The organism is Clostridium sp. USBA 49 (assembly GCF_900167505.1).
GTDB lineage: Bacteria > Bacillota > Clostridia > Clostridiales > Clostridiaceae > Clostridium_AT > Clostridium_AT prolinivorans.
Window position 1 is genome coordinate 1 of record NZ_FUYD01000005.1, and the last position, 16301, is coordinate 16301.

Sequence of the window (16301 nt, forward strand, 5' to 3'; positions counted from 1 at the left end):
CCATTCCGAACACGCAAGTTAAGCTTCTCAGCGCCGATGGTACTGCTCGGGAGACCGAGTGGAAGAGTAGGACGTTGCCAGATTTTATGGCTCCTTGGTCAAGCGGTTAAGACACCACCCTTTCACGGTGGTAACAGGGGTTCGATTCCCCTAGGAGTCACCATAATATGCAGGCGTGGCGGAATTGGCAGACGCACTAGACTTAGGATCTAGCGCCAACGGCGTGGGGGTTCGACTCCCTTCGCCTGCACCAAATAAAAAGAACCTTTTATAAAAATAAGAAGGTTCTTTTTATTTTTATGTGATTAATTTATTACTTATAAGTTAATAATATTAAATATTATAAATTATTGAACCTATATTCACTAGTTTTTTTAATTCAGTATAAGTAAACAATATTAAATATATAAATAAATTATATAACATTATTCTTTGTATTTAAAAAATACTTGTCAAAATATAAAATTTAGTGTACAATATAGGAGTTGCGATGTAATAACAGCGATGAGGCAAGAGGTGGCCGGCTTCCGGGGAATTTTTGCTGAGTATGCTCAAGTCATGAACTGGGCGACGGAGAGTCTGTAAAGTGTTGCTATGTTTAAGTATATGCAACACCCGGAACAGTTTACAGAACATCCGCTGTTGTACGTAGGAAGCAAAGCGTGCGATGAAAAGGAGGGAAATAAAATGGCAAAACAAAAAATTAGAATTAGATTAAAGGCTTTTGATCATAACATATTAGATCAATCAGCTGAAAAAATTGTAGAAACTGCAAAATCTACAGGAGCTAAAGTAGCAGGACCAGTTCCACTACCAACTGAAAAAGATGTTATAACAATTTTAAGAGCTCCACACAAATATAAAGATTCAAGAGAACAATTTGAAATGAGAACTCATAAAAGACTAATAGATATACTTAGTCCATCACCTAAAACTGTTGATGCGCTTATGAGATTAGATTTGCCAGCAGGCGTTGATATTGAAATAAAATTATAATCGTACATAATATAAGTACGAAATAAAAATTGAACTATTATGATTGCTAAGGTGATCCGCTAATATGTTTAGGAGGTGCAAGAGATATGAAAAAGGCTATACTAGGTAGAAAACTTGGTATGACTCAAATTTTCGATGAAAATGGGAAAGTAGTTCCAGTTACAGTTGTTGAAGCAGGTCCATGCGTTGTAATTCAAAAGAAGACTGTTCTTAAAGATGGTTACGATGCAATACAAGTTGGATTTGAAGATATAAGAGAATCATTAAGAAATAAACCAATAAAGGGACATTTTGCAAAAGCAGGTGTGCCTTTAAAGAGATTTGTTAAAGAATTAAAACTTGAAAATGCTAGCGAATATCAAGTAGGTCAAGAAATTAAAGTTGACATATTTGAAGCAGGTGAAAGAGTTGATGTTTCAGGTGTTTCAAAAGGAAAGGGATTTGCTGGTGTTATAAAGAGATGGAATTTTAACAGAGGACCAGAAAGCCACGGTTCTAAATTTCACAGAGCAGTAGGTTCAATGGGTGCTTCATCATATCCATCAAGAACATTTAAAAACAAGAAAATGCCTGGACATATGGGAAATGTCAATACAACAGTATTAAACCTTCAAGTAGCAAAGGTAATGCCTGAAAAGAACATTATTCTTATTAAAGGCGGAATACCAGGACCTAATAAAGGTTTAGTAGTAATTAGAAATACTGTTAAAGCCTAAGTTTTGGTAGAAAGGAGGATACAGAATGCCTACAGTAGGATTATATAATAAAGAAGGACAAAAAGTTGGAGATATACAATTATCAGAAAATGTATTTGCTGCTCCAATAAATACTTATGCAATGCACCAAGTTGTATTAGCACAGCTTGCTAATAAAAGACAAGGAACACAATCTGCTAAAACTAGAGCTGAAGTTTCTGGAGGTGGAATAAAGCCATGGAGGCAAAAGGGAACTGGTAGAGCAAGACAAGGTTCAATCAGATCACCACAATGGACTCATGGTGGTATAGTATTTGCACCAAAGCCAAGAGACTACAGCATGTCAGTACCTAAGAAGTTAAAAAGAGTGGCTTTAAAGTCAGCGCTTTCTTCAAAGGTTGCAGATAATAATATAATTGTATTAGAAAGTTTAGAATTAGAAGCTCCAAAAACTAAAGAAATAGTTTCAATGTTAAATGCTTTAAATGCAAAAAATACATTAATTGTAACTGCTGAAGTTAATGAAAATGTATATAAATCAGCAAGAAACATTGAAGGAGTTGCAGTATTACCTATAAATAATTTAAATGTATATGATTTATTAAAATATGAAAAATTTATAGTAACTAAAGATGCTGTATCAAAAATTGAGGAGGTGTATGCATAATGAAGCTAACTAATTACGATATAATAAGAAAACCAGTTATCACTGAAAAAAGCATGGCTTCAATGGCAGACAAAAAATACACCTTCATAGTTGATGTGCATGCTAATAAAACAATGATTAAAAAAGCAGTAGAAGAAGTTTTTGGAGTTAAGGTTGAAGATGTAAAAGTTATGAACATAATGGGAAAAACTAAGAGAGTTGGAGTTCATATAGGAAAAAGACCTGACTACAAAAAAGCTATAGTTAAGTTAACTGCAGATAGCAAAAATATAGAATTCTTTGAAGAAATGCAATAATTAATATAAGTGTATAAAAAGCAAGTATTGGCTGAGGGCCAGAAAAGCTAAAAAAAGGAGGGAATAAAATGGCAGTTAAAAAGTTTAAACCTACCACACCTTCAAGAAGACAAATGACAATGCCAACATTTGAAGAGATAACAACTGATGTACCAGAGAAATCTCTTTTAGTGCCATTGAAGAAGAATGCTGGTAGAAATAACCAAGGTAAAATAACTGTTAGACATCACGGTGGTGGTGCAAAACAAAAATATAGAATAATAGATTTTAAGAGAAATAAAGATGGAATTCCAGCTAAAGTTTCTACTATAGAATATGATCCAAATAGATCAGCATATATAGCATTGGTAACTTATGCGGACGGAGAAAAAAGATATATTATAGCTCCAGTTGGACTTAAAGTTGGAGATGTAGTAATGTCTGGTCCAGATGTAGATATAAAAGTTGGTAATACCCTTCCACTTAAAAACATACCTGTTGGTACTGTAATTCATAATATTGAATTAACTGCTGGAAAAGGAGCACAATTAGTAAGAAGTGCAGGTGCTTCTGCTCAGCTTATGGCAAAAGAAGGAGATTATGCTACACTTAGATTACCAAGTGGCGAAATGAGATATGTAAGACTTGAATGCAGAGCTACTATAGGAACAGTTTCTAACTTAACACACGAAATTGTTAACTTAGGTAATGCAGGAAGAAAAAGACATATGGGTTGGAGACCTACTGTAAGAGGTTCAGTAATGAATCCTGTTGATCACCCACATGGTGGTGGAGAAGGTAAATCACCAATAGGTCATCCAGGACCACTTACTCCTTGGGGTAAACCTGCACTTGGATATAAGACAAGAAAGCATAAGAAATATTCAGATAGATTCATAATTAAGAGAAGAAATACTAAATAATTAGGGGAGAATTTATAATTCTCTTCCTATATTATCTCAATAGGTAATATGAAGGGAGGCAAATTAATTGAGTAGATCAGTAAAAAAGGGACCTTTTGTTCATGAAGGTTTATTAAAGAAAATAAATGAGATGAACAAAACAGGAGAAAAGAAGGTTATAAAAACTTGGTCTAGAAGTTCAACTATATTCCCACAAATGATAGGTCACACAATAGCTGTGCATGATGGAAGAAAACATGTTCCAGTTTACATATCAGAAGATATGGTAGGACACAAGCTAGGTGAATTTGTATTAACTAGAACTTTTAAAGGCCATGTAGATAAAACTGAAAAGAAAACTGGCTTAAAGTAATTTAAGGAAGGAGGTAGCTAACTATGGAAGCTAAAGCTATAGCTAAATATATAAGAATGTCACCAATGAAAGTTGGGGTAGTTCTTGATTTAATTAGAAATAAAAATGTAAATGAAGCTTTTGCTATATTACAATATACTCCAAAGGATGCAGCTGTCGTAGTAAATAAATTATTAAAGTCAGCTGTAGCAAATGCAGAAAATAATCTAAATTTAGATGTTAATAGATTATATGTTTCTGAAGCATATGTAGGTCAAGGACCAACATTGAAAAGATATAGACCACACGCACAAGGTAGAGCGTTTAGTATAAAGAAGAGAACTAGTCATATTACACTTGTAGTTAAGGAAAGAGCATAAGAAGGAGGGATATATAGTGGGACAAAAAGTACATCCACACGGCTTAAGAGTTGGTGTAATTAAAGATTGGGATGCAAAATGGTACGCTGATAAGAAAAATTTTGCTGACAATTTAATAGAAGATAACAAAATAAGAGAATTTGTAAAAAGAAGACTATACCAATCTGGTATTTCTAAAATTGAAATAGAAAGAGCTGCAAAAAGAATTAAATTAAATATATATACTGCTAAGCCAGGAATGGTTATAGGAAAAGGTGGAGCAGGAATAGAAGAATTAAAAAAAGATATTTCAGCTATTGTTAAAGATAAAACTGTACTTATAAATATAGTAGAAGTTAAAAATGCTGAAACAGATGCTCAGCTTATGGCTGAAAATATAGCAGCGCAATTAGAAAAAAGAATAGCATTTAGAAGAGCTATGAAGCAGACTATACAAAGAGCTATGAAGCAAGGAGTTAAAGGAGTTAAAACTGAATGTTCAGGAAGACTTGCTGGTGCTGAAATAGCTAGAACTGAAAGATATCATGAAGGAACAATTCCACTACAAACATTAAGAGCCGATATAGATTATGGTTTTGCAGAAGCAGATACAACTTATGGTAAAATTGGAGTTAAAGTTTGGGTGTATAAAGGAGAAGTTCTTCCAACTAAGAAAGTTAAGAAGGAAGAAGTAAACGCATAAGGAAGGAGGAATACGCTATGTTAATGCCTAAAAGAGTTAAACATCGTAAGCAAATGCGTGGCAGAATGAGAGGTAAAGCTACAAGAGGTAACTTTATTGCTTATGGAGATTTCGGTATTCAAGCCACTGAACCAGGATGGATTACAAGCAATCAGATAGAAGCAGCCAGAATAGCTATAAATAGATATATTAAAAGAGGAGGAAAACTTTGGATAAAGATTTTCCCAGATAAACCAGTTACTGAAAAGCCTGCAGAAACACGTATGGGATCCGGAAAAGGTTCACCAGAATTTTGGGTTGCAGTTGTAAAACCAGGCAGAGTATTATTTGAATTATCAGGAGTATCAGAAGAAGTAGCTAGAGAAGCAATGAGACTAGCATCACATAAACTTCCTGTATCAACTAAGTTTGTTACAAGGAAAGATTTTGAGGAAATGGGTGGTGAAATTAATGAAGGCTAATGATTTAAGAGAATTAAGAGAAAGTACCCCTCAAGATTTAAAAGAAAAGTTAAATAGCCTAAAAGCTGAGTTATTCAATTTAAGATTTCAGCTAGCTACTGGTCAGCTTGAAAATCCAATGAGAATAAGAGAAGTAAAAAAATCTATAGCCCAAATTAAAACCATCCTTAGGGAAGCTGAGTTAAGGGCAATAAAGTAGTATGCCGAAAGGAGGAGCGTCCAAGTGGAAAGAGCAAATAGAAAAACAAGAATTGGAAGAGTTGTTTCTGATAAAATGGATAAAACCATAGTAGTTGCTGTTGAAACAAAAGTTCGTCACCCATTATATGGTAAAACAGTTAACAGAACTACTAAGTTTAAGGCACATGATGAAAACAATGAAGCTAAAATTAATGATAGAGTTTTAATAATGGAAACTAGACCATTATCTAAAGATAAAAGATGGAGACTTGTTGAGATAGTTGAAAAAGCTAAATAGCTTAAACATTGAAAGGAGGGTATTTACATGATACAGCAACAAACAATGTTAAAGGTAGCTGATAATACTGGTGCTAAAGAAATAATGTGCATTAGAGTATTAGGCGGTTCTAAAAGAAAGTATGGAAACATTGGAGATGTAATAGTTGCTAGCGTTAAAAGTGCAACACCTGGCGGAGTTGTTAAAAAAGGTGATGTTGTAAAAGCAGTAATAGTTAGATCCGTTAAAGGAGTAAGAAGAGCTGATGGCTCATATATAAAATTTGATGAAAACGCAGCAGTTATAATAAAAGATGATAAACAGCCAAGAGGAACTCGTATCTTTGGGCCTGTGGCTAGGGAGCTAAGGGATAAGGAATATACAAAGATTCTTTCATTGGCGCCTGAAGTTCTATAAGATAGGGAGGTGGCTATTGTGGAAAAAACAAAGGTACATGTAAGAAAAAAAGATACAGTTATGGTTATATCCGGAAAAGATAAAGGTAAAATAGGAGAAGTTTTAAAAGTTTTACCTAAATATGGCAAAGTTATTGTTAAAGATGTTAATGTAGTTAGCAGACATACAAAACCAAACAAAACAAATATGCAAGGCGGAATTATAAAAAAAGAAGCTCCAATATTTAGTTCAAAGGTTATGTTATATTGCAATAACTGTAAAAATGTAACAAGAATAAGTCATAAAATACTTGATGACGGAACTAAGGTTAGAGTATGTAAAAAGTGCGGAGAAACATTTTAATGTTTGAAAGGAGGTTTAACTAATGGTTCCAAGACTACAAGAAAAATATGAAAAAGAAGTTATCCCAGCTTTAATGGAAAAGTTTGGATATAAAAATATAATGGAAGTTCCTAAATTAGATAAAATAGTTGTGAACATGGGTGTAGGAGAAGCTAAAGATAATCCTAAAGTATTAGAATCTGCTATGTCTGATTTACAGTTAATAACTGGTCAAAAGCCAATTCTAACTAGAGCTAAGAAATCTATAGCTAATTTTAAAATAAGAGAAAACATGCCAATAGGATGTAAAGTTACTCTTAGAAAAGATAGAATGTTTGAATTTGCTGATAAACTTATAAATGTAGCTTTACCAAGAGTTAGAGATTTTAGAGGCGTTTCAGATAAATCTTTTGATGGAAGAGGAAATTATTCATTAGGAATTAAGGAACAACTAATTTTCCCAGAAATTGAATATGATAAAATTGATAAAGTAAGAGGTATGGATATAATATTTGTAACTACTGCAAAGACAGACGAGGAAGCAAGAGAGCTATTAAGATTCCTTGGTATGCCATTTGCTCAATAATTAAGGAGGGAAAACATGGCACGTAAGGCTTTAATAGAAAAGTGGAATAAAGAACCAAAGTTCTCAACTAGAGCTTATACAAGATGCAGAATATGTGGAAGACCACATGCTGTATTAAGAAAATTTGGTGTATGCCGTATTTGTTTTAGAGAACTTGCTTATAAAGGTCAAATACCTGGCGTAAAAAAAGCAAGTTGGTAATAAAACTTATTAGATGAAAGGAGGCACAAATAAATGGCAATGACAGATCCTATTGCAGATTTTCTAACACGTATTAGAAATGCTAATGTTGTTAGACATGAAATAGTAGAAGTACCGTCTTCAAATATAAAGAAGGCTATTGCAAATATAATGCTACAAGAGGGATACCTTAAAAATATAGAGGAATATAATGATGGTTCAGTACCTATGTTAAGATTAACAATGAAATATGGTGCTAATAAACAAAGAGTTATAACTGGACTTAGAAGAATATCTAAACCAGGACTTAGAGTTTATTGTAAGAAAGAAGAAATACCAAAAGTACTTAATGGCTTAGGGGTTGCTATTATATCAACTTCTAAAGGAATAGTTCCAGATAGAGAAGCAAGAAAATTAGGACTAGGTGGAGAAGTTATTTGCTACATCTGGTAGTTTAACAGAGGAGGTGTAATTAATGTCAAGAATAGGAAGACTTCCAGTATCTATACCAAATGGTGTAACAGTTACAGTAACACCAGACAATGTTGTTACTGTTAAAGGACCAAAAGGTCAACTTGTAAAGGCTATGAGTAATAAAATTAATATTGCTGTTGAAAATAATTCTGTAGTTGTTACAAGAAATAGTGATGATAAAGAAGAAAGAGCTCTTCACGGATTAACTAGAGCTTTAATAAATAATATGATTGTAGGAGTTACTTCAGGATATCAAAAAACATTAGAATTAGTTGGTGTTGGTTATAGAGCAGCACTACAAGGTAAAAAATTAGTATTAAATCTTGGATATTCACATCCAGTTGAAATAGAAGCAGTACCTGGCATTGAATTTGAAACTCCAGCTCCAACAAAAGTAGTTGTTAAGGGAATTGATAAAGAATTAGTTGGTGCAGTTGCTGCAGATATAAGAACATGGAGAAAGCCAGAGCCATATAAGGGCAAAGGAATTAAATATGATAATGAAGTAATAAGACGTAAAGAAGGAAAAACTGGTAAGAAATAATTAGTTTACAAACCGTCAATGCGTACAAATTAAGTTTGGAGTATTGACAATTATGAGAAGGGGTGAACTTTATGATTAAAAAAGAAGATAGACAAGAAGCTAGAGTAAGACGTCATTTAAGAATACGTAAAAAAGTTTCTGGTACATCTGAAAGACCAAGATTATCAGTATATAGAAGTGAAAAGAACATATATGCTCAAATAATCGATGATGTTGCTCAAAAAACATTAGTTTCTGCATCAAGTCTTGATAAAGAATTTGAAGGAGTTGGAAGCAACAAAGAAGCAGCAAGAAAAGTTGGTGCTTTAATAGCTAAAAGAGCGTTAGAAAAAGGAATTAAGTCTGTTGTATTTGACAGAGGCGGATATATTTATCATGGAAGAATACAAGAACTTGCTGAAGGAGCAAGAGAAGCTGGACTAGAATTTTAATAAGAAGGAGGGAAATAAATGAGAATAGATCCTAGCACACTAGAGCTAAAAGAAAAAGTTGTTTTTATAAATAGAGTTGCCAAGGTTGTAAAAGGTGGTAGAAATTTCAGATTCAGTGCTCTTGTAGTAGTTGGAGATGAAAATGGCCACGTTGGAGTTGGAATTGGTAAATCAATAGAAATTCCTGAAGCTATTAGAAAAGGAATTGAAGATGCTAAAAAGAATCTTATTAAAGTACCTATAGTTGGGACTACAGTTCCTCATGAAGTTTTAGGAGTATTTGGAAAAGGTAAAGTTCTTATTATGCCAGCAGCAGAAGGTACTGGAGTTATAGCTGGAGGTCCAGCTAGAGCAGTACTTGAGCTTGCAGGATTAAAGGATGTTAGAGCTAAATCACTTGGTTCTAATAATCCAAGAAACATGGTTAATGCTACAATAAACGGGTTAGCTTCTTTAAGAACAGCTGAAGAAATTGCTAAGCTTAGAGGTAAGACCGTTGAAGAGATTCTAGGTTAGGAGGGACTTGACCATGGCTAAGCTACAAATCACATTAAAAAAGAGCTTAATTGGAAGATTAGATAGTCACATAGCTACTGCTAAAGCTCTTGGGCTATCTAAAATAGGAAAAAGCGTTGAAAAAGAGGATACTCCTCAAATTAGAGGTATGATAAATAAAATAAGCTATCTTTTAGATGTAAAAGAAATATAAAATTAAGAGGAGGTGTAATAAATGAAACTTCATGACTTAAAACCAGCAGAAGGCGCTAGAAAAAGTCCTAAAAGAGTAGGTAGAGGTACTGGTTCAGGGCTTGGAAGAAATGCCGGAAAAGGTGAAAAAGGACAATGGGCTAGATCAGGTGGTGGAGTAAGACCAGGTTTTGAAGGAGGTCAGATGCCTTTATACAGAAGACTTCCAAAGAGAGGTTTTACTAATATATTCGCTAAAGAATATGCAACCATAAATGTAGATAGATTAAACATATTTGAAAATGGTACAGTAGTTACACCTGAACTTCTTCTTGAAAAAAGAGTAATAAGTAAATTATATGATGGTGTAAAAATATTAGGAAATGGAGAATTACAAAAAAGCTTGACAGTTAAGGCATCAAAGTTTTCTAAAACTGCAGCTGAAAAAATTGAAGCGGCTGGGGGAAAAGTTGAGGTGGTATAAATGTTATCAACCCTACGTAATGCATGGAGAACTCCTGAATTAAGGAAAAGAATATTATGGACGCTGTTTTTAGTTGCAATTTACAGGATGGGGAATAGTATCCTCGTTCCTGGGGTTGATACAAATGTACTCAAAAATATGGCTACATCAGGTACTTTATTTGGATTTTATGATTTAATTTCTGGTGGAGCATTTAGCAAATTTAATATATTTGCTTTAGGAGTAGTACCATATATTAACGCATCTATAATTATTCAGCTGCTTACAGTAGCTATTCCATATTTAGAACAGCTTTCAAAAGAAGGCGAAGAAGGCCGAAAAAAATTACAAAATTATACTAGATATGCTTCAATAGCATTTGCTATATTACAGTCATATACAATATATGTTATAATATGGAATACAAATGCACTTAAAGATACTTCGAAGCTAACAATGTTTATAATTATGCTTACGGTTACTACTGCATCAATTTTTTTGATGTGGTTAGGTGATCAAATAACAGTTAAAGGTATAGGGAATGGTATTTCATTAATTATTTTTATTAATATTATTTCAAGAATTCCTTTTACCATATACCAGATTGTAGGTCTCCAAAGCATGGAACAAGTTAATATAGTAGAGGTTATAATATTTATAGCGGTTGCAGCAGCATTATTAATTGTAGTTACGATAATGAGTTTGGCAGAAAGAAGAATACCTGTGCAGTATGCAGGAAAAACAGTTGGGAATAAAACTTTTAAAGGACAATCGACACATATTCCTATAAATTTAAATGCATCAGGAGTAATAGCAATAATTTTTGCATCTTCTGTAATGCAATTTCCAGCAACTATAGCACAATTGTTCCCAAATTCAAAAATATTCAGAGCAATTACTTCAAGTGACTATAGTCCGTTTAAACCTAATACGTGGTTATATGCGCTTGTGTTCTTTTTGTTAATATTATTTTTCTCTTGGTTTTATACTCAAATTACATTTAAACCAGATGAAATGGCAGAAAATATGCATAAATCTTCTGGTTTTATACCTGGAATAAGACCAGGAGAGTATACGGCAAAATATATTGAAAAAGTACTAACAAAAGTTTCATTACTTGGAGGAGCCTTTGCAGCCATTATAGCAGTGTTCCCAATTATCGTTGAAGGTTATACAAAGTTTAAAGGGATATCATTTGGAGGAACCAGTTTATTAATTCTAGTTGGAGTTGCTCTTGAAATTGTAAGACAATTAGAGTCACAATTAGTAATGCGTCATTACCAAGGATTTTTAAAATAAAAATTGGAGATGGTGCTATTGAAGATAGTTATATTAGGCCCTCCGGGTGCTGGAAAGGGAACTCAAGCTAAGTCAATATGCAATAAATTTTCTATACCACATATATCTACAGGCGATATTTTCAGAAAACATATATCTATGGAGACTTCTCTAGGAATTGAAGCAAAAAAATACATCGAAAAAGGGCAATTAGTTCCTGATGATATAACAATTGATATTGTAATAGATAGATTAAAAAAAGATGATTGTACAACAGGATTTTTGCTAGATGGTTTTCCAAGAACTGTTTATCAAGCAAAAGCATTGGATGATTTTCTTTTTAAATCGAAAAGTCAACTTGATACAGCATTATTAATAGATGTTCCAAAATATTTTATAATAGAAAGAATGAGCGGAAGAAGAGTTTGTCCATCTTGTGGAGCAAGTTATCACATAAAATTTAATCCTCCTGTTTTTGAAGGTAAATGTGATGTATGTGGAAATGACATAATCCAAAGAAAGGACGATAAAGAAGAAACAGTTATAGAAAGACTTGAAATCTATGACGCAGAAACGCAACCTTTAATAAAATATTATAAAGATAAAAATTTATTAAATGTTGTAGACGGAACGAAAGCCATAAACGATGTCTTTAAAAATATTTGTGAAATTCTAGGAGAGATAAAAAATGATAATAATAAAAAATGATAAAGAAATTGAATATATGAGGAGTGCGGGAAAGCTTGTAGGTGAAACCTTAGAAAAACTTGAAGAGGTAATAAAACCAGGAATAACCACTGCAGAATTGGATAGAATAGCAGAAGAGTTCATAGTAAAGCATAATGCAAAACCATCATTTAAGGGTTACCAAGGATTTCCGGCTTCTATATGTACATCAATAAATGATGAAGTAGTACATGGAATTCCAGGAAAAAGAATATTAAAAGAAGGCGATATAATTAGTATTGATTGTGGAGCTATATTAAATGGGTACCAAGGTGATGCTGCTAGAACTATAGGAGTTGGCAAAATATCTAAAGAAGCTGAAACTTTAATTGAAGTAACTAAAGAAAGTTTCTTTAAAGGGGTAGAAAAAGCACTAGTTGGGAATAGACTCACAGATATATCTTCAGCAATACAAAATTATGTAGAAAGCTTTAATTTTTCTGTTGTACGAGATTTTGTAGGTCACGGAATAGGAAGAGATATGCACGAAGATCCTGAAGTTCCTAATTTTGGGAGACCAGGTAGAGGACCTAAATTAAGTCATGGTATGGTTCTAGCTATAGAACCTATGGTTAATATAGGGAGATATGATGTTTTAATACAGCCTAATGGCTGGACAGTGGTAACAGAAGATGGTTCTCTTTCAGCCCATTATGAAAATACAGTAGCTATTTTAAATGATGGACCTGAAATACTAACTCTTATCTAATGAGGTGGTTAATTTGATTAACAATGATTATATTGGAAGGCTGGTTTATTCAAAATCAGGCAGGGACGCAAATAGAGCTTTTATTATAATAGATACAATAGATGAGAATTATGTATATATATGCGATGGAGATTTGCGAACTGTTGAAAAGCCTAAAAAAAAGAAAATTAAGCATCTTAATATAACTAATATATATATAGATGAAATCAAAAATAAGCTTGAAAAAAAAGATAGAGTTAGTAACAAAGAGATAAAAAAGTGTTTACAGCATATGAACTCTAATAAGGAGGTTTGATTACCTTATGTCAAAAGATGATGTTATTGAAATGCAAGGTAAGGTTTTAGAAGCTTTGCCTAATGCTATGTTTAGAGTTGAACTTGAGAGTGGTCATGAGATATTGGCTCATATTTCAGGAAAGTTAAGAATGAATTTTATAAGAATTATACCAGGAGATAAAGTTACTGTGGAGCTTTCTCCATATGACTTAACTCGTGGTAGAATAACCTGGAGAGCAAAGTAATAAGGAGGGTTAGCCATGAAAGTAAGACCATCAGTTAAACCAATATGCGAAAAGTGCAAGGTTATTAAAAGAAAAGGAAGAGTTATGGTTATCTGTGAAAATCCTAAGCATAAACAAAAACAAGGTTAAAATGTTTTAGGGGCGGCTGACAGTAAAACAAAAGTTTTATTGGCCTAAAACTTTAATATATATAAAACTAATAAATTTGGTTTATTTCATTAATACCTAGGAGGTGTAAGATTTAATGGCAAGAATAGCAGGTGTTGACCTACCAAAAGAAAAAAGAGTTGAAATAGGTTTAACATATATATATGGTATAGGATTACCAACATCACAAAAAATATTAAAAGAAACAGGAATTAATCCAGATACAAGGGTAAAAGACTTAACAGAAGAAGAAGTTAATGCATTAAGAGATTATGTAAAGAACTTAAAAGTTGAAGGTGACTTAAGAAGAGATGTAGCTCTTAATATTAAGAGATTAATAGAAATAGGATGTTATAGAGGTATAAGACACAGAAAAGGTCTTCCAGTAAGAGGACAAAGAACTAAAACTAATGCAAGAACTAGAAAAGGCCCAAAGAGAGCTATAGGGGCTAAAAAGAAGAAATAGTAAGGAGGTAAGGAAATGGCAGCTCAAAAAGTTAAGAGAACTACTAGAAGAAGAAAAGAAAGAAAAAATGTTGAGCATGGTGCTGCACATATTAAATCCACTTTTAATAACTCTATAGTTACACTTACTGATAAAAATGGAAATGCTTTATCATGGGCTAGTGCAGGTGGATTAGGCTTTAGAGGATCAAGAAAAAGTACTCCATACGCTGCTCAAATGGCAGCAGAAACTGCTGCAAAAGCAGCAATGGAACATGGTTTAAGAAGTGTTGAAGTTTATGTAAAGGGACCAGGAGCAGGAAGAGAAGCTGCTATAAGATCTCTTCAGGCAGCAGGACTTGAAGTAACTTTAATTAAAGACGTTACTCCAATACCACATAATGGATGCAGACCACCAAAAAGAAGAAGAGTTTAATTATATATATAGAAAAATGCAGGAGGTGTAAATTTTAATGGCAAGATATACTGGAGCTCACTGCAGAATATGCAGAAGAGAAGGAATAAAGCTATTCCTTAAAGGGGATAGATGCTATACAGATAAATGTGCATTTGCTAGAAGAGGATATGCACCAGGACAACACGGACAAAATAAGAAGAAGCTTTCAAACTATGGTGTTCAGTTAAGAGAAAAGCAAAAAGCTAAGAGAATATATGAATTATTAGAAAGTCAATTTAAAACATACTACGATAAAGCTGAAAGAATGAAGGGAATAACAGGTGAAAACTTATTAAAACTTCTTGAAATGAGATTAGATAACGTAGTATTCAGACTAGGATTTGGAAGTTCAAGAAGAGAAGCTAGACAATTAGTTACTCATGGACATTTTTTAGTAAATGGTAAGAAAGTAGATATACCATCATATAGTGTATCTGTTGGTGATGTAATAACTGTTGCAGAAAAAAGCAGAAACAGTGAAAGATTTAAGATGTTTATTGAAAATCCAAAAGCTCTTCCAAATTGGCTAGAAGGCAACTTAGAAAACTTTGAAGGTAAAGTGATTTCTGAGCCAACTAGAGCTGATATTGACGTTCCAGTTAATGAAACACTAATAGTTGAGTTATACAGCAAGTAATTAAAATAGAATCAGTTGCCCTCAAAATAGCGAAAAATTGAATAATAAGGAGGGTTTGTATATAAAATGTTAGAAATAGAAAAGCCTAAAATTGAATGTGTTGAACTTAAAGAAGATGGTACTTATGGTAAATTTGTAGTAGAACCATTAGAAAGAGGTTATGGAATAACTCTAGGTAATGCATTAAGAAGAATTTTACTTTCCTCATTACCTGGAGCAGCAGCAACCTCTGTTAGAATAGAAAATGTACTTCATGAATTTTCAAGTGTTCAAGGAGTAAAAGAAGATGTCACTGAACTTATACTAAACATAAAAAGTTTAGCATTGAAGATGAATGGTGAAGGCCCTAGCACTATATATATAGATGCCAATGGGGAAGGAGAAGTAACTGGAGCAGATATAAAAACTGATGGAAATGTAGAAATTGTAAACAAAGATTTACATATAGCAACATTAGATGAAGATGGTAAGCTATATATGGAAATCACTGTTGACAGAGGAAGAGGATATGTTTCTCAAACTAAAAACAAGAAAGATAATCTACCTATAAATACAATCCCTGTTGATTCAATATATACTCCAGTAAAAAGAGTTAATTTTAATGTAGAAAATACTAGAGTTGGTCAAATTACAGATTATGATAAACTAACTCTTGAAGTGTGGACTAATGGAACAATAAAACCAGATGAAGCTATAGGATTATCTGCTAAAATTCTTATAGAACACTTTAAATTATTTATGACTCTTACAGATCAAGCTAATAATGTTGAAATAATGGTTGAAAAAGAAGAAGATAAAAAAGAAAAAGTTCTTGAAATGACAATTGAAGAACTTGATTTATCTGTAAGAAGTTATAACTGCTTAAAGAGAGCTGGAATTAATACAGTACAAGAATTAACTCAAAGATCTATAGATGATATGATGAAAGTTAGAAACTTAGGTAAAAAATCACTTGAAGAAGTAGAGCAAAAGCTTGCTACTCTTGGTTTAAGCTTAAAACAAAGTGAAGAATAAAACTTTGTGTGCCCACCAATTGTGATAAAGGAGGTAAAGACATGGCAGGATATCGTAAATTAGGTCGTCCAACTGATCAAAGAAAAGCAATGTTAAGAAATCTTGTTACTAGTTTCTTAAAAAATGGTAAAATACAAACAACTGAAACTAGAGCAAAAGAAACTAAAAATATAGCTGAAAAAATGATTACTCTTGCTAAAAGAGGAGATCTTCATGCTAGAAGACAAGTGCTTTCATTTGTAACAGAAGAGAGTGTTGTTACAAATTTATTTGATAATATAGCTCCAAAGTATGCTGAAAGAAATGGCGGATATACTAGAATGTATAAAGTAGGTCCAAGAAGAGGCGACGGAGCAGAAATGGTTATACTAGAGTTAGTGTAATAGTAAAAGTAACAC

The 16301-nt window shown here is 32.9% G+C and carries 32 protein-coding genes, 2 tRNA genes and 1 rRNA gene; all 35 read left to right on the forward strand.

The window, feature by feature from the left end; all coding sequences use genetic code 11:
• A 5S ribosomal RNA gene (gene rrf, locus B5D11_RS06215) occupies nt 1–83 on the forward strand; the annotation flags it as partial.
• A 5-nt stretch (nt 84–88) separates the two neighbouring features.
• Nucleotides 89–163: transfer RNA gene (locus B5D11_RS06220), tRNA-Glu, on the forward strand.
• Nucleotides 164–169: 6 nt separating this feature from the next.
• Nucleotides 170–253, forward strand: a tRNA-Leu gene (locus tag B5D11_RS06225).
• Between the two features lie 434 nt (nt 254–687).
• Nucleotides 688–996, forward strand: a complete 309-nt coding sequence (rpsJ, locus tag B5D11_RS06230) for a 30S ribosomal protein S10 (protein WP_078682191.1) — start codon at nt 688–690, stop codon at nt 994–996.
• Nucleotides 997–1082: 86 nt separating this feature from the next.
• Complete coding sequence (gene rplC, locus B5D11_RS06235) at nt 1083–1712, forward strand: 50S ribosomal protein L3 (protein ID WP_078682192.1); 630 nt, start codon at nt 1083–1085, stop codon at nt 1710–1712.
• Nucleotides 1713–1737: 25 nt separating this feature from the next.
• Nucleotides 1738–2358, forward strand: a complete 621-nt coding sequence (gene rplD, locus B5D11_RS06240) for a 50S ribosomal protein L4 (RefSeq protein WP_078682193.1) — start codon at nt 1738–1740, stop codon at nt 2356–2358.
• On the forward strand, nt 2358–2654 hold the full coding sequence (gene rplW, locus B5D11_RS06245; protein WP_078682194.1) for a 50S ribosomal protein L23: 297 nt from the start codon (nt 2358–2360) through the stop codon (nt 2652–2654). Before rplD ends, rplW begins: the two co-directional genes overlap by 1 nt.
• 68 nt (nt 2655–2722) lie before the next feature.
• Nucleotides 2723–3556, forward strand: coding sequence for a 50S ribosomal protein L2 (rplB, locus tag B5D11_RS06250; RefSeq protein ID WP_078682195.1), 834 nt, complete (start codon nt 2723–2725; stop codon nt 3554–3556).
• 67 nt (nt 3557–3623) lie between these two features.
• Complete coding sequence (gene rpsS, locus B5D11_RS06255) at nt 3624–3908, forward strand: 30S ribosomal protein S19 (protein WP_078682196.1); 285 nt, start codon at nt 3624–3626, stop codon at nt 3906–3908.
• Between the two features lie 23 nt (nt 3909–3931).
• Nucleotides 3932–4267, forward strand: coding sequence for a 50S ribosomal protein L22 (rplV, locus tag B5D11_RS06260; RefSeq protein WP_078682197.1), 336 nt, complete (start codon nt 3932–3934; stop codon nt 4265–4267).
• Nucleotides 4268–4283: 16 nt separating this feature from the next.
• A complete protein-coding gene (gene rpsC, locus B5D11_RS06265; protein WP_078682198.1) occupies nt 4284–4949 on the forward strand; it encodes a 30S ribosomal protein S3 in 666 nt (221 codons plus the stop codon).
• Nucleotides 4950–4966: 17 nt separating this feature from the next.
• A complete protein-coding gene (gene rplP / locus B5D11_RS06270; protein WP_078682199.1) occupies nt 4967–5410 on the forward strand; it encodes a 50S ribosomal protein L16 in 444 nt (147 codons plus the stop codon).
• Entirely contained in the window at nt 5400–5609 is a 210-nt protein-coding gene (gene rpmC / locus B5D11_RS06275) for a 50S ribosomal protein L29 (protein WP_078682200.1), read from the forward strand. Before rplP ends, rpmC begins: the two co-directional genes overlap by 11 nt.
• 24 nt (nt 5610–5633) lie before the next feature.
• Nucleotides 5634–5888, forward strand: coding sequence for a 30S ribosomal protein S17 (gene rpsQ, locus B5D11_RS06280; RefSeq protein WP_078682201.1), 255 nt, complete (start codon nt 5634–5636; stop codon nt 5886–5888).
• Nucleotides 5889–5915: 27 nt separating this feature from the next.
• Nucleotides 5916–6284 carry a 50S ribosomal protein L14 gene (rplN, locus tag B5D11_RS06285; protein ID WP_078682202.1) on the forward strand — a complete coding sequence of 123 codons (369 nt, stop codon included), beginning with the start codon at nt 5916–5918 and terminating at the stop codon, nt 6282–6284.
• 18 nt (nt 6285–6302) lie between these two features.
• Nucleotides 6303–6626, forward strand: a complete 324-nt coding sequence (gene rplX / locus B5D11_RS06290; protein ID WP_127836551.1) for a 50S ribosomal protein L24 — start codon at nt 6303–6305, stop codon at nt 6624–6626.
• A gap of 22 nt (nt 6627–6648) precedes the next feature.
• Nucleotides 6649–7191: a 50S ribosomal protein L5 gene (gene rplE / locus B5D11_RS06295; RefSeq protein WP_078682203.1), complete on the forward strand. Its 543-nt coding sequence runs from the start codon at nt 6649–6651 to the stop codon at nt 7189–7191.
• Between the two features lie 15 nt (nt 7192–7206).
• The gene (locus B5D11_RS06300; RefSeq protein WP_078682204.1) at nt 7207–7392 is read left to right on the forward strand and encodes a type Z 30S ribosomal protein S14; all 186 of its coding nucleotides are present in this window, start codon (nt 7207–7209) and stop codon (nt 7390–7392) included.
• Between the two features lie 33 nt (nt 7393–7425).
• The gene (rpsH, locus tag B5D11_RS06305; RefSeq protein WP_078682205.1) at nt 7426–7824 is read left to right on the forward strand and encodes a 30S ribosomal protein S8; all 399 of its coding nucleotides are present in this window, start codon (nt 7426–7428) and stop codon (nt 7822–7824) included.
• A gap of 22 nt (nt 7825–7846) precedes the next feature.
• Complete coding sequence (gene rplF / locus B5D11_RS06310) at nt 7847–8389, forward strand: 50S ribosomal protein L6 (RefSeq protein ID WP_078682206.1); 543 nt, start codon at nt 7847–7849, stop codon at nt 8387–8389.
• A 71-nt stretch (nt 8390–8460) separates the two neighbouring features.
• Nucleotides 8461–8820 carry a 50S ribosomal protein L18 gene (gene rplR, locus B5D11_RS06315; protein WP_078682207.1) on the forward strand — a complete coding sequence of 120 codons (360 nt, stop codon included), beginning with the start codon at nt 8461–8463 and terminating at the stop codon, nt 8818–8820.
• An 18-nt stretch (nt 8821–8838) separates the two neighbouring features.
• Nucleotides 8839–9336, forward strand: a complete 498-nt coding sequence (gene rpsE, locus B5D11_RS06320) for a 30S ribosomal protein S5 (RefSeq protein ID WP_078682208.1) — start codon at nt 8839–8841, stop codon at nt 9334–9336.
• Nucleotides 9337–9349: 13 nt separating this feature from the next.
• Nucleotides 9350–9529 carry a 50S ribosomal protein L30 gene (gene rpmD, locus B5D11_RS06325; RefSeq protein ID WP_078682209.1) on the forward strand — a complete coding sequence of 60 codons (180 nt, stop codon included), beginning with the start codon at nt 9350–9352 and terminating at the stop codon, nt 9527–9529.
• A gap of 21 nt (nt 9530–9550) precedes the next feature.
• The gene (rplO, locus tag B5D11_RS06330; protein ID WP_078682210.1) at nt 9551–9991 is read left to right on the forward strand and encodes a 50S ribosomal protein L15; all 441 of its coding nucleotides are present in this window, start codon (nt 9551–9553) and stop codon (nt 9989–9991) included.
• A complete protein-coding gene (gene secY, locus B5D11_RS06335; RefSeq protein ID WP_078682211.1) occupies nt 9992–11269 on the forward strand; it encodes a preprotein translocase subunit SecY in 1278 nt (425 codons plus the stop codon).
• A gap of 18 nt (nt 11270–11287) precedes the next feature.
• A complete protein-coding gene (locus B5D11_RS06340; protein ID WP_078682212.1) occupies nt 11288–11956 on the forward strand; it encodes an adenylate kinase in 669 nt (222 codons plus the stop codon).
• A complete protein-coding gene (gene map, locus B5D11_RS06345) occupies nt 11937–12683 on the forward strand; it encodes a type I methionyl aminopeptidase (RefSeq protein WP_078682213.1) in 747 nt (248 codons plus the stop codon). Before B5D11_RS06340 ends, map begins: the two co-directional genes overlap by 20 nt.
• 16 nt (nt 12684–12699) lie before the next feature.
• The gene (locus B5D11_RS06350) at nt 12700–12978 is read left to right on the forward strand and encodes a KOW domain-containing RNA-binding protein (protein ID WP_078682348.1); all 279 of its coding nucleotides are present in this window, start codon (nt 12700–12702) and stop codon (nt 12976–12978) included.
• A gap of 7 nt (nt 12979–12985) precedes the next feature.
• A complete protein-coding gene (gene infA / locus B5D11_RS06355) occupies nt 12986–13204 on the forward strand; it encodes a translation initiation factor IF-1 (RefSeq protein ID WP_078682214.1) in 219 nt (72 codons plus the stop codon).
• Nucleotides 13205–13219: 15 nt separating this feature from the next.
• Nucleotides 13220–13333: a 50S ribosomal protein L36 gene (gene rpmJ, locus B5D11_RS06360; RefSeq protein WP_003373491.1), complete on the forward strand. Its 114-nt coding sequence runs from the start codon at nt 13220–13222 to the stop codon at nt 13331–13333.
• 115 nt (nt 13334–13448) lie between these two features.
• The gene (gene rpsM / locus B5D11_RS06365; RefSeq protein ID WP_078682215.1) at nt 13449–13817 is read left to right on the forward strand and encodes a 30S ribosomal protein S13; all 369 of its coding nucleotides are present in this window, start codon (nt 13449–13451) and stop codon (nt 13815–13817) included.
• Nucleotides 13818–13832: 15 nt separating this feature from the next.
• Complete coding sequence (gene rpsK, locus B5D11_RS06370; protein WP_078682216.1) at nt 13833–14231, forward strand: 30S ribosomal protein S11; 399 nt, start codon at nt 13833–13835, stop codon at nt 14229–14231.
• 37 nt (nt 14232–14268) lie between these two features.
• Nucleotides 14269–14889: a 30S ribosomal protein S4 gene (gene rpsD, locus B5D11_RS06375; protein ID WP_078682217.1), complete on the forward strand. Its 621-nt coding sequence runs from the start codon at nt 14269–14271 to the stop codon at nt 14887–14889.
• A 66-nt stretch (nt 14890–14955) separates the two neighbouring features.
• A complete protein-coding gene (locus tag B5D11_RS06380) occupies nt 14956–15903 on the forward strand; it encodes a DNA-directed RNA polymerase subunit alpha (protein ID WP_078682218.1) in 948 nt (315 codons plus the stop codon).
• 41 nt (nt 15904–15944) lie between these two features.
• Nucleotides 15945–16286: a 50S ribosomal protein L17 gene (rplQ, locus tag B5D11_RS06385; RefSeq protein WP_078682219.1), complete on the forward strand. Its 342-nt coding sequence runs from the start codon at nt 15945–15947 to the stop codon at nt 16284–16286.
• Nucleotides 16287–16301 lie beyond the last annotated feature (15 nt).